Annotated in this window: 13 protein-coding genes; 2 read left to right on the forward strand and 11 right to left on the reverse strand. The window is 68.0% G+C overall.

The window, feature by feature from the left end:
• Positions 1-19: 19 nt before the first annotated feature.
• Genes rpsS through rpsJ form a run of 6 tightly spaced genes read right to left on the reverse strand, consistent with a single transcriptional unit; the run spans position 20 to position 3,138 of the window.
• A complete protein-coding gene (gene rpsS, locus ACWD4B_RS13540; protein WP_004950443.1) occupies positions 20-301 on the reverse strand; it encodes a 30S ribosomal protein S19 in 282 nt (93 codons plus the stop codon).
• Between the two features lie 12 nt (positions 302-313).
• Positions 314-1,150 (reverse strand): 50S ribosomal protein L2, encoded by an 837-nt coding sequence (gene rplB / locus ACWD4B_RS13545; protein ID WP_390780823.1) that lies wholly within the window; start codon positions 1,148-1,150, stop codon positions 314-316.
• A 39-nt stretch (positions 1,151-1,189) separates the two neighbouring features.
• Positions 1,190-1,513 carry a 50S ribosomal protein L23 gene (gene rplW / locus ACWD4B_RS13550; protein ID WP_058046827.1) on the reverse strand — a complete coding sequence of 108 codons (324 nt, stop codon included), beginning with the start codon at positions 1,511-1,513 and terminating at the stop codon, positions 1,190-1,192.
• Positions 1,513-2,163, reverse strand: coding sequence for a 50S ribosomal protein L4 (gene rplD / locus ACWD4B_RS13555; protein ID WP_451420894.1), 651 nt, complete (start codon positions 2,161-2,163; stop codon positions 1,513-1,515). Before rplD ends, rplW begins: the two co-directional genes overlap by 1 nt.
• A gap of 8 nt (positions 2,164-2,171) precedes the next feature.
• Positions 2,172-2,816 carry a 50S ribosomal protein L3 gene (gene rplC / locus ACWD4B_RS13560; RefSeq protein WP_030368416.1) on the reverse strand — a complete coding sequence of 215 codons (645 nt, stop codon included), beginning with the start codon at positions 2,814-2,816 and terminating at the stop codon, positions 2,172-2,174.
• A gap of 13 nt (positions 2,817-2,829) precedes the next feature.
• A complete protein-coding gene (gene rpsJ, locus ACWD4B_RS13565) occupies positions 2,830-3,138 on the reverse strand; it encodes a 30S ribosomal protein S10 (protein WP_003948644.1) in 309 nt (102 codons plus the stop codon).
• Between the two features lie 539 nt (positions 3,139-3,677).
• Here rpsJ and ACWD4B_RS13570 point away from each other — a divergent pair.
• Together ACWD4B_RS13570 and ACWD4B_RS13575 are read left to right on the forward strand one after the other, a co-directional pair.
• Positions 3,678-5,795: a PIG-L family deacetylase gene (locus ACWD4B_RS13570; RefSeq protein WP_451420895.1), complete on the forward strand. Its 2,118-nt coding sequence runs from the start codon at positions 3,678-3,680 to the stop codon at positions 5,793-5,795.
• Between the two features lie 9 nt (positions 5,796-5,804).
• Positions 5,805-6,644 (forward strand): metallophosphoesterase family protein, encoded by an 840-nt coding sequence (locus ACWD4B_RS13575; protein WP_451420896.1) that lies wholly within the window; start codon positions 5,805-5,807, stop codon positions 6,642-6,644.
• Positions 6,645-6,732: 88 nt separating this feature from the next.
• Here ACWD4B_RS13575 and tuf read toward each other — a convergent pair whose 3' ends face one another.
• From tuf to ACWD4B_RS13600, 5 genes are all read right to left on the reverse strand, one after another.
• Positions 6,733-7,926, reverse strand: coding sequence for an elongation factor Tu (gene tuf, locus ACWD4B_RS13580; RefSeq protein WP_336413038.1), 1,194 nt, complete (start codon positions 7,924-7,926; stop codon positions 6,733-6,735).
• Positions 7,927-8,099: 173 nt separating this feature from the next.
• Entirely contained in the window at positions 8,100-10,223 is a 2,124-nt protein-coding gene (gene fusA, locus ACWD4B_RS13585; RefSeq protein WP_451420897.1) for an elongation factor G, read from the reverse strand.
• Positions 10,224-10,262: 39 nt separating this feature from the next.
• Positions 10,263-10,733 (reverse strand): 30S ribosomal protein S7, encoded by a 471-nt coding sequence (gene rpsG, locus ACWD4B_RS13590; protein ID WP_451420898.1) that lies wholly within the window; start codon positions 10,731-10,733, stop codon positions 10,263-10,265.
• 2 nt (positions 10,734-10,735) lie between these two features.
• Positions 10,736-11,107: a 30S ribosomal protein S12 gene (gene rpsL / locus ACWD4B_RS13595; RefSeq protein WP_003948652.1), complete on the reverse strand. Its 372-nt coding sequence runs from the start codon at positions 11,105-11,107 to the stop codon at positions 10,736-10,738.
• A gap of 424 nt (positions 11,108-11,531) precedes the next feature.
• Entirely contained in the window at positions 11,532-12,002 is a 471-nt protein-coding gene (locus tag ACWD4B_RS13600; protein ID WP_451420899.1) for a helix-turn-helix domain-containing protein, read from the reverse strand.
• Positions 12,003-12,093: the final 91 nt, after the last annotated feature.

The raw sequence follows: 12,093 nt of genomic DNA on the forward strand, positions 1-12,093 counted from the left end.
ATAGTCGTTCGCACCCCGCTTAGCGGCGCTTCGACTTGCGGTCGTCCTTGACGTGGCCGCGGAAGGTGCGGGTCGGCGAGAACTCGCCGAGCTTGTGGCCGACCATCGACTCGGTGACGAACACCGGGACGTGCGTCTTGCCGTTGTGCACCGCGAGCGTGTGGCCGAGCATGGCCGGCACGATCATGGAGCGACGGGACCAGGTCTTGATGACGTTCTTGGTACCAGCCTCGTTCTGAGCGTCCACCTTCTTGATGAGGTGGCCGTCGACGAAGGGTCCCTTCTTGAGACTACGCGGCATCTAAACCCGCTCCTAGCGCTTCTTGTTCGTCTTGCGGCGGCGGACGATGTACTTGCTGGACGCCTTCTTCGGCGAGCGAGTACGACCCTCCTTCTGACCCCACGGCGAGACCGGGTGGCGACCACCGGAGGTCTTGCCCTCACCACCACCGTGCGGGTGGTCAACGGGGTTCATGGCGACACCGCGGACGGTCGGGCGGACGCCCTTCCAGCGCATACGGCCGGCCTTGCCCCAGTTGATGTTCGACTGCTCGGCATTGCCGACCTCGCCGACGGTGGCGCGGCAGCGGATGTCGACCAGGCGGACCTCACCGGACGGCATGCGCAGGTGGGCGTAGGCGCCCTCCTTCGCCAGCAGCTGCACGGAGGAACCGGCGGAGCGGGCGATCTTCGCACCGCCGCCGGGCCGCAGCTCGATGGCGTGGATGGTCGTACCGACCGGGATGTTGCGCAGCGGCAGGTTGTTGCCGGGCTTGATGTCGGCCGCGGGGCCGTTCTCGATCCGGTCGCCCTGGTTCAGGCCACGCGGAGCGATGATGTAGCGCTTCTCGCCGTCCAGGTAGTGGAGCAGCGCGATGCGCGCGGTGCGGTTGGGGTCGTACTCGATGTGAGCGACCTTGGCCGGCACGCCGTCCTTGTCGTGACGACGGAAGTCGATCACACGGTAGGCGCGCTTGTGGCCACCGCCCTGGTGGCGAACGGTCACACGACCGGCGTTGTTACGGCCGCCCTTGCTGTGCAGCGGGCGGACCAGCGACTTCTCCGGCGTGGACCGCGTGATCTCGACAAAGTCGGCGACGCTGGAGCCACGACGGCCCGGGGTCGTCGGCTTGTACTTGCGGATACCCATTTCTCAGTCCTCGTCCGATTCCGGACGACTCGGACTCCGTTAGGAGACCGGGCCGCCGAAGATGTCGATACGGTCGCCCTCGGCGAGGGTCACGATGGCGCGCTTGGTGTTGGCGCGCTTGCCGAAACCGGTCTTGGTGCGCTTGCGCTTACCCTGACGGTTGATCGTGTTGACCCCGGTGACCTTGACCGAGAAGACCGCCTCGACGGCCTGCTTGATCTGGGTCTTGTTGGCGCGCGGGTCGACGATGAACGTGTACTTGTTCTCGTCCAGCAGCGCGTAGCTCTTCTCCGAGACAACCGGCTTGACCAGCAGGTCGCGCGGGTCCGAGAAGGTCTTGCTGGTGACGACGGCCTCAGTCATCAGGCCTCGCTCCCTTCGGTCTCAACGGCCTTGGGGCCAGACACGAAGGACTCGAGAGCGGCCTGGGTGAAGACCACGTCGTCGGAGACGAGCACGTCGTACGTGTTCAGCTGGCCCGGCTCCAGGATGTGCACCTGGGGCAGGTTGCGGGCGGACAGCCACGCGGCCTCGTCGGACCGGTCGGCGACCAGGAGCAGGTTCTTGCGCTCCGAGATCTTGCCGAACAGGGTCTTGGCGGCCTTGGTGGACACCGTGCCGTCGACCACGCCGGTGACGACGTGGATGCGGCTGTGGCGCGCCCGGTCGGAGAGGGCACCGCGCAGGGCGGCGGCCTTCATCTTCTTCGGGGTCCGCTGCGAGTAGTCACGCGGCACGGGACCGTGCACGACGCCACCACCGGCGAACTGCGGCGCGCGGGTCGAACCCTGACGGGCGCGACCGGTGCCCTTCTGGCGGTACGGCTTCTTGCCACCGCCGCGGACCTCGCCACGGGTCTTGGTCTTGTGCGTGCCCTGACGGGCAGCGGCCAGCTGCGCGACGACGACCTGGTGGATCAGCGGAACGCTGACCTTGGCGTCGAAGATCTCCGCGGGGAGCTCGACGGTCCCGGCCTTGTCGCCTGCCGGCGAAAGGATGTCAATGGTGCTCATCGGTTACCTCAGGCCCCCTTGGCCGCGGTACGGACCAGGACGAGGCCGCCGTTCGGACCAGGAACCGCGCCCTTGATGAGCAGCAGGCCCTTCTCCGCGTCAACGGCGTGGACGGTCAGGTTCTGGGTGGTGACCCGCTCGTTGCCCATACGGCCCGCCATGCGGAGGCCCTTGAACACACGGCCCGGGGTGGCACAGCCACCGATGGAACCGGGGGAGCGGTGCTTGCGCTGGGTGCCGTGCCCGGCGCCGAGGCCACGGAAGTTGTGGCGCTTCATGACACCGGCGAAGCCCTTGCCCTTGCTCTTGCCGGTGACGTCGACCTTGACGCCCGACTCGAACACGGCAGCGGTGATCTCCTGGCCGAGCGTGTACTCGCTGGCGTCAGCGGTACGCAGCTCCACCAGGTGGCGGCGCGGGGTGACGTCGGCCTTGGCGAAGTGACCCTTGAGGGGCTTGTTCACCTTGCGCGGGTCGATCTCGCCGAAGGCGATCTGGACCGACTCGTAGCCGTCGCTGTCGTTGGTGCGGACCTGGGTGACGACGCAGGGCCCGGCCTTGACGACGGTCACCGGGACAACCCGGTTGTTCTCGTCCCAGACCTGGGTCATGCCGAGCTTCTCGCCCAGGACGCCCTTAATGTTCTTAGCCATCTCGCGCGTCACCTCAGAGCTTGATCTCGATGTCGACGCCGGCCGGCAGGTCGAGACGCATCAGCGAGTCAACCGTCTTCGGCGTGGGGTCGAGGATGTCGATGAGGCGCTTGTGCGTGCGCATCTCGAAGTGCTCGCGCGAGTCCTTGTACTTGTGCGGCGACTTGATGACGCAGTACACGTTCTTCTCAGTGGGCAGCGGCACCGGGCCCGCGACCGACGCACCAGTGCGGGTCACCGTCTCGACGATCTTCTTCGCCGAGGAGTCGATGACCTCGTGGTCGTAGGCCTTGAGCCGGATGCGGATCTTCTGTCCCGCCATGGCTACTTCGTAGTCCTGTCTCTCGTAACGCTCCGGAACTCGGTCGGCTTGTGCGGCCGCACCGTTCCTCCCCGCTCCACTCTCCGACCCACGCGGTCGGGCGTGTCGCGCCCCTTCCAGCAGATCTCCCCGAAGGAAGATCCCTGCTCAAGGGGGTTGTGGGGGAAGAACACCCACCGAGTGCCTGGCCGGTACCCCGCTGACACTTCCCGGAAGATTCCCGTACTTCCGCCCCTCACGAGGGGCGACGAGTACTGCGGGACTCGCTTCCAGTCCTCCCGGCGGGAGGCGCGCAGCATCGGCACTCAACCGAGCAACCTGAACAGTGTGCCATACGAGCCCGAAGGGACGCCAATCGCAGCCGAAAAAGGTACCCCGAGCGGCTCAGTTGTCAAACCAACCCGCCGGGTTCCGGCGACACTGTGGATCGCGAGGAGGCTTTGTGCGTGCTTGGGCAACCCGCCCGGACCCTGTGCCGTCCCCCTAGTACGCGGGGGCATCCGGGGGCTGCACGCTGCACAACGGGACGGAGTCGTTAGTTGAACATCTCACAGCGAGGGGTCGTCACCCGCCGCAGCGTCCTCGCGGGCATCGCGGTGGCCACGGCGGCCTGCGCCACCGGGTGCAGCGGTGGCGGCTCCGGCCCGTCCGAGCCCTCCGCCTCGCCCGTCACCGCCGTCGACCCGGCCTCCCGGCAGTCCTTCGTGGGCGCCGAGAGCCCGCTGCTGCTCCAGGTGATGGCGCACCCCGACGACGACCTGTTCTTCATGAACCCCGACGCCGAGCGCATCGTGCAGTCCGGCGTCCCCGTCGTCTCCGTGTACGTCACCGCCGGCGAGGCCGCGGGCCAGAACTGGATCAAGGGCATGCCCAAGAGCAAGCCCGACAAGGCCGCCTACTCCTCCTCCCGCCACCAGGGCCTGCGCCAGGCCTACGCGGAGATGCTGGGCGCGGACCGGTTCACGCCCTGGACGAAGTCCGTCATGGACCTCCCGGGCGGCGTACGGGCCGAGACGAACGAGCTCGCCCACGGCAACCGCAGGGCCCGGCTGATCTTCCTCAACATCGCCATGCTCTCCCCCGGCATGACCCGCCTCCCCCAGCTCTGGGACGCCCCCTACGCGGTCATGCAGACCCTCGTCGCCACCGGCTCGCCGTGCACCAGCGTCAGCAAGTACGAGCACAGCACCCTGGTCGACGTGCTGGCCTCGATCATGGCCACGCACACACCGACCGTGGTCCACACCATGGACCCGGACCCGGACTACCAGGTCCACGACGCCACCCACCCCAAGGACAACGACTACGGGTCGTGCTCGGACCACCGCGACCACACCCCCACGGCGCTCTTCACCTGGAAGGCGCTCTCCCAGTGGGTCGCGGACACCACCCGCCGCAAGGGCCACCCGCCCCGCTTCACCACCACGTCCTTCCGCGGCTACTACAACCAGCGCTGGCCGCACAATCTCCCGCAGCAGATCGTCGAGGAGAAGCACCGGCTCGTCGCCGACTACGGCGGCGCCCCCGACTGGCAGTGCGGCAACGCCGCGGGCTGCGGCGACTACGGCCAGGGCGGCGACAAGCCGCTCACCAACCGCAAGGGCTGGATCCGCTCCACGCACTACCGCCACCCCGGCGCCATGCCCGTCGCCCTCAGCGACCGCACCGGCCGCCTGGAGGCCTTCGGCGTCCTGGGCCTGCAGGCCGTGCGCTGGCAGGAGACCTCCGCCGGCAGCGGCCGCTGGGGCGCCCCGCAGAACCTCGGCGGCGGGCCGCTGGCCCCCGCCCTCGCCGCGGTCAGGGACTCCGCGGGCCGGCAGCTGCTGTTCGGCATGCGCTTCGCCAAGCTGGAGGGCCAGGGCCGGGCCGACAGCCGGGAGATCGTCGTCCTGGAGCAGCACGCCGCGGGCGGCGCCTTCAAGGCCTGGAAGGGCCTGGGCAACCCCGAGCACAAGGCCGACCGCGGCCGCCGCGTCGGCATGCCCGCCGCCGTCGCCACGCCCGACGGCCGGGTGTACGTCTTCGTCCGCAACGCGGGCAAGGGCGTCTCCTGCCGGATGCGCGCGGCCGACGCCAAGTGGGGCAAGTGGCAGAGCCTGCACGGCCAGGAGATCCAGGAGGGCCTCACCGCCGTGCTGGACAAGGACCACCGCGTCCACGTCTTCGGCATCGGCCGGGACACCGTGCACCACTGGAGCCAGGAGGCCCCGGACAAGCCGGTGAGCTTCATGCCGCTCAAGGGCCTGCCGGGCCCCGGCGGCGAGCCCGTCGCCGCGGATCTGGGCCCGGACGGCGCCGTCACGCTCGTCTACCGCGTCCCGGAGGCGGCGGAGCCCGTCTCCTACCGCCTCGCGGCGAGCGGCGACGGCACGGAGGAGGCCGGCTCCTCGGGGCTGCACGGCTTCCCGGGCTACGGCCCGCTGGCCGCCGCCCTGCTCCCGCAGCGCGGCAAGGACGCGCTGATGGTCCTGGGCCGCACCATGGACGGCCGGATGCAGCTCGTCGACGCGGCGTCCGGCGGCTCCCCCGTGCAGGCCGGAGGCTCGTACCTGCCCGTGGGCACGCCCTCGCTCTCGGTCGACGCGGCGCACCGGCTGTGCGCCGTCGGCATGGGCACGGACGCCACACCGTGGATCTGGCGGCCCGCGGCCACGTAGTTTGATCGCATGGCGCAATTACCCGCACTGCTGGCCGTCAGCGACCTGCACACCGGCGTGACCGACAACGTCCCGATCGCCGAGTCCCTCCGCCCCGTCACCGAAGGCGACTGGCTGATCGTCGCGGGAGACGTCGCCGAGCGGTTCGACGACGTCGAGCGCACCCTGCGCATGCTCGCCGGGCGCTTCGCCAAGGTCGTCTGGACGCCGGGCAACCACGAGCTGTGGACGCCGCGCACCGACCCCGTCCAGTTGCGCGGCAGGGCCCGCTACGAGCGTCTGGTGGAGCTGTGCCGGGGCCTCGGCGTGGCCACGCCCGAGGACCCGTACCCGGTGTGGCGGGGCGAGGGCGGGCCGGTCGCGGTGGCGCCCGTGTTCACGGGGTACGACTACACCTTCCGCACGCCCACGGCGGCCACCAAGGAGCAGTCCCTGGCCCAGGCGCACGAGGCCGGCATCGTCTGCACGGACGAGTACCTGCTGCACCCCGAGCCGTACGCGGGCATCGACGACTGGTGCCGTGAACGGGTCACGGAGACGGAGGCCCGGCTGGCGGCGCACGATCCGGCGCTGCCGCTGGTGCTGGTCAGCCACTGGCCGCTGGTGCGCGAGCCCACCGACGTGCTGATGTACCCGGAGTTCGCCCAGTGGTGCGGCACGGTCCTCACCGGCGACTGGCACCGGCGGTTCAACACGGCCGCCGTGGTCTACGGGCACCTGCACATCCCGCGCACGACCTGGTACGACGGCGTGCGCTTCGAGGAGGTCTCGATCGGCTACCCGAGGGAGTGGCGCCGCCGCGGCCACCCGCGGGGCCTGCTGCGGCAGATCCTGCCGTACGGCGCATAGCCGTATCGCGCATGACCGTACCGCGCATGCGAAAGGGCCCCGCATCCCGGAGGATGCGGGGCCCTTTCAGACCTCAAGCAAGCGGAACTTACTTGTTGATCTTGGTGACCTGGCCGGCGCCGACGGTGCGGCCGCCCTCACGGATGGTGAAGCGCAGGCCCTCCTCCATCGCGACAGGCTGGATCAGGGAAACGGTCATCTCGGCGTTGTCGCCGGGCATGACCATCTCCGTGCCCTCCTTGAGGGTCACAACACCGGTCACGTCAGTCGTACGGAAGTAGAACTGCGGACGGTAGTTGTTGAAGAACGGGGTGTGGCGGCCGCCCTCGTCCTTGGAGAGGATGTACGCCGTGGCCTCGAACTCGGTGTGCGGGGTGACCGAACCCGGCTTGATGATGCACTGGCCGCGCTCGACGTCCTCGCGCTTGATGCCACGGAGGAGCAGACCGACGTTCTCACCGGCCTGGCCCTCGTCGAGCAGCTTGCGGAACATCTCGATGCCGGTGACCGTGGTGGTGGTCTTCTCGGTCTTGATGCCGATGATGTCGACGGTCTCGTTGACCTTGAGGACACCACGCTCGATACGACCGGTGACGACGGTGCCACGACCGGTGATCGTGAAGACGTCCTCGATCGGCATCAGGAACGGCTTGTCGACGTCGCGCTCCGGCTGCGGGATGTTCTCGTCCACAGCGTCCATCAGGTCCTCGACGGACTTGACCCAGGTCGGGTCGCCCTCGAGCGCCTTCAGAGCGGAGATCTTGACGACCGGGGCGTCGTCGCCCGGGAACTCGTACTCGTTGAGGAGCTCACGGACCTCGAGCTCGACGAGCTCCAGGATCTCCTCGTCGTCCACCATGTCGGCCTTGTTCAGGGCGACGACGATGTACGGAACACCGGACTGGCGGGCCAGGAGCACGTGCTCCTTGGTCTGCGGCATCGGGCCGTCGGTGGCGGCCACGACCAGGATCGCGCCGTCCATCTGGGCGGCACCGGTGATCATGTTCTTGATGTAGTCCGCGTGACCCGGGCAGTCGACGTGAGCGTAGTGACGGGCATCCGTCTGGTACTCAACGTGCGCGATGGAGATGGTGATACCGCGCTGACGCTCCTCAGGGGCCTTGTCGATGTCCTCGAAAGGCGTGTAGGGGTTCAGGTCCGGGAACTTGTCATGCAGCACCTTGGTGATCGCCGCGGTAAGAGTGGTCTTACCGTGGTCGACGTGACCGATGGTGCCGATGTTGACGTGCGGCTTAGTCCGCTCGAACTTCGCCTTCGCCACTGGGTCCTCCTACGGAGTGGTTCTGTACGCCTTACTCATCGGCGCCAGGTGATCTTTGCTGGGGTGCCGTCCGCCGGGGTGCAGCATCGCATTCCTTGCGGTTTGCGGTGGTACACCCCGACAGTCGGTGTAAAGCCTAAAGCGTGAGCTCCGCCTGTGAAGACGGGAGCCGGTTACTCGCCCTTGGCCTTCGCGATGATCTCCTCGGCGACGTTCCGCGGAACCTCGGCGTAGGAGTCGAACTGCATCGAGTAGCTTGCGCGACCCGAGGTCTTGCTGCGGAGGTCGCCGACGTAGCCGAACATCTCCGACAGGGGGACCAGGCCCTTGACGAGCTTGGCACCGTGACGGTCCTCCATGGCCTGGATCTGGCCACGGCGGGAGTTGATGTCACCGATCACGTCGCCCATGTAGTCCTCGGGAGTGGTGACCTCGACGGACATCATCGGCTCGAGCAGAGCCGGCGACGCCTTGCGGGCACCCTCCTTGAACGCCATGGAACCGGCGATCTTGAAGGCGAGCTCGGAGGAGTCGACGTCGTGGTAGGCACCGTCGAGCAGCGTCACCTTGACGCCGGTCAGCGGGTAGCCGGCCAGAACACCGAACTCCATGGCCTCCTGGCAACCGGCGTCCACGGACGGGATGTACTCCCGCGGGATGCGGCCACCGGTGACCTTGTTCTCGAACTCGTAACCGTCGCCCTCAAGGGGCTCGATTGCGATCTGCACCTTGGCGAACTGGCCGGAACCACCAGTCTGCTTCTTGTGCGTGTAGTCGATACGCTCGACGGCCTTGCGGATCGTCTCGCGGTACGCGACCTGCGGCTTGCCGACGTTGGCCTCGACCTTGAACTCACGCTTCATACGGTCGACCAGCACGTCGAGGTGCAGCTCGCCCATACCCGCGATGATGGTCTGGCCCGTCTCCTCGTCCGTGTGGACCTGGAAGGAGGGGTCCTCCTCCGCGAGACGCTGGATGGCGACACCCAGCTTCTCCTGGTCGCCCTTGGACTTGGGCTCGATCGCGACCTGGATGACCGGCGCCGGGAAGTCCATGGACTCCAGGATCACCGGGTTCGCGGCGTCGCAGAGGGTCTCACCGGTGGTGGTCTGCTTCAGACCCATGACGGCGACGATGTCACCGGCACCCACCGACTCGATCTCCTCACGCTTGTTCGCGTGCATCCGGTAGATCTTGCCGATGCGCTCCTTCTTGCCCTTGACGGAGTTCTGCACCTGGGTGCCCGCCGTCATGCGGCCCGAGTAAACCCGGACGAAGGTGAGCTTGCCGAGGTGCGGGTCGCTCATGATCTTGAAGGCAAGGCCGGCGAACGGCTCGTCGTCGGACGGCTTGCGCTTCACGACCTCGTCGGCGTTGTTGACGGCGTGGCCCTCAACAGCCTCGACGTCCAGCGGCGACGGCAGGTAGCGGACGACCGCGTCGAGCAGGGGCTGAACGCCCTTGTTCTTGAACGCGGTGCCACAGAACACCGGGGTGACGGTGACGGAGTCGCCGCCGCCGCGCGAGGCGAGAGTGATGCGGCGGATGGCCGCCATCAGCTGCTCCTCGGTCGGCTCCTCGCCGCCCAGGTACAGCTCCATCATCTCTTCGTCGTTCTCGGCAACGCCCTCGAGGAGCTTGCCGCGCCATTCCTCGGCAGCCTCGATGTGGGTGGCCGGGATGTCGACGACGTCGTACATCTCGCCCTTGGCGGCCTCGGCGGACCAGACCAGCGCCTTCATCTGGACGAGGTCGACCACGCCCTTGAAGTCGGCCTCGGCACCGATCGGCAGCTGCATGACCAGCGGAACCGCGCCCAGGCGGTCGACGATCATGTCGACGCAACGGTGGAACTCGGCACCCGTGCGGTCGAGCTTGTTGACGAAGCAGATACGCGGCACGCCGTAGCGGTCCGCCTGACGCCAAACGGTCTCGGACTGCGGCTCAACACCGGCAACGCCGTCGAACACCGTCACGGCACCGTCGAGGACGCGCAGCGAACGCTCCACCTCGACGGTGAAGTCGACGTGGCCCGGGGTGTCGATGATGTTGATGGTGTGGTCGACGTTGTTCAGCGGCCAGTGGCAGGTCGTCGCGGCAGACGTGATCGTGATGCCGCGCTCCTGCTCCTGCTCCATCCAGTCCATCGTGGCAGCGCCGTCGTGGACTTCACCGATCTTGTACGAAACACCGGTGTAGAACAGGATCCGCTCGGTGGTGGTCGTCTTGCCCGCGTCGATGTGGGCCATGATCCCGATGTTGCGGACCTTGGCCAGGTCAAGCGAAGTGGTGGCCATATGGCTCAGTCTTCTCTCGGTTCTCGATGGGGGTAGCGACTACCAGCGGTAGTGCGCGAAGGCCTTGTTGGACTCGGCCATCTTGTGCGTGTCCTCACGCTTCTTGACCGCAGCGCCCAGACCGTTGGAGGCGTCCAGGAGCTCGTTCATGAGGCGCTCGGTCATCGTCTTCTCGCGACGGGCGCGGGAGTAACCCACGACCCAGCGCAGCGCCAGGGTGGCGGCACGGCCGGGCTTGACCTCGACCGGGACCTGGTAGGTCGCGCCACCGACACGGCGGGACTTGACCTCGAGAGCGGGCTTGACGTTCTCGAGGGCGCGCTTGAGGGTGATGACCGGGTCGTTACCGGTCTTCTCGCGCAGACCCTCCATGGCGCCGTACACGATGCGCTCGGCGGTGGAGCGCTTGCCGTGCAGCAGGATCTTGTTGATCAGCGAGGTGACAAGAGGAGAACCGTAGACCGGGTCGATGATGACCGGGCGCTTCGGGGCGGGGCCCTTACGAGGCATTCTTACTTCTCCTTCTTGGCGCCGTAGCGGCTGCGAGCCTGCTTGCGGTTCTTGACGCCCTGGGTGTCGAGCGAGCCACGGATGATCTTGTAGCGGACACCCGGCAGGTCCTTCACACGGCCACCGCGCACGAGCACGATGGAGTGCTCCTGCAGGTTGTGACCCTCACCCGGAATGTAAGCGGTGACCTCGATGCCGCTGGTCAGACGCACACGCGCGACCTTACGGAGGGCCGAGTTCGGCTTCTTCGGGGTGGTCGTGAAAACACGCGTGCAGACGCCACGGCGCTGGGGCGAACCCTCGAGTGCGGGCGTCTTGTTCTTCTCGACCTTGTCCTGCCGGCCCTTTCGGACCAGCTGCTGGATCGTAGGCACCGTTTCTCCGGTTTCTGTGATCGCGATAAATCTAACCCGGGAGCAAACACCGACCCACGCGGTCGGGTGTGTCGAAGGCTGCAGACCCCCGCCGATGGCGGGAAGTAGCGCAGATTCCGGTGTCGCCGAGTCGGTGCGGACCGCTCGGTTCCGGGCGTCTCGTACGGTTTGAAGGCACGCACGAGAGCCCAGGGACACCCCAGGCACAAGGTCAGAGCGTACCTACCGCATGGGCTGCGGTCAAAACAAATGCACACGCGGACGACGCCCCTGTGTACGGCCCCAGCCGCAGATCAGAGGCGCCCCGCCGGGCCGCTCCGGGGCGCACCGGGGAAGGGCGGGCGGCGTGACACCGCTCCGCCCAACGGGTGACGTCCACGGGCGAGTTGCCTTCCCTGACAACCGTCCGGTTGCCACCCTCCCACTAACGCCCGGTTGCCGTCTTCCGCGGGTCCTCCGGCCTGGTGCCGCCGACGGCGATGATCATTTCCGTCATCTCCACGAACTGCCGGCGGTGGCTGTCCGGGATGCCGAGCAGGTCGGCGGCCTCGGCGGGGGTCACCCGCACGCCGCCCGGGGCCCGCTCGGCAGGCGCGGCCGCCGCGGTGCGCGGGGCGCCCGGCAGCGGCAGGTCCTCCGGAGTGACCTTGCCGGACTGGATGAGCATGTCCCGCAGCGAGACGCCGAGCACCCGCGCGAGGGCCCGCATGGTCTCCAGGTCGGGCATGCTCTGCCGCTGCAGCAGCCGGGTCACCGCCGCGCGGTGCACCCCCGCGTCCTCCGCCAGCCGGGACCGGCCGCCGCCCCGGGGGCTGTCGATGTCGTATCCGCGGTCCCGCATCAGCCCTTCGACCCAGCCCGCGAACCGCTCCATTTCCGAGCCCTTTTCGCCCATGGCACTGCTCCCTCCGCAAGTTCAGACCCTACCGTCCGATCGCGCACGCAATAACCAGAATGCTGTGCGCGGGCGCAACTTGCCACCTCGG

Source organism: Streptomyces sp. NPDC002536 (assembly GCF_053594995.1).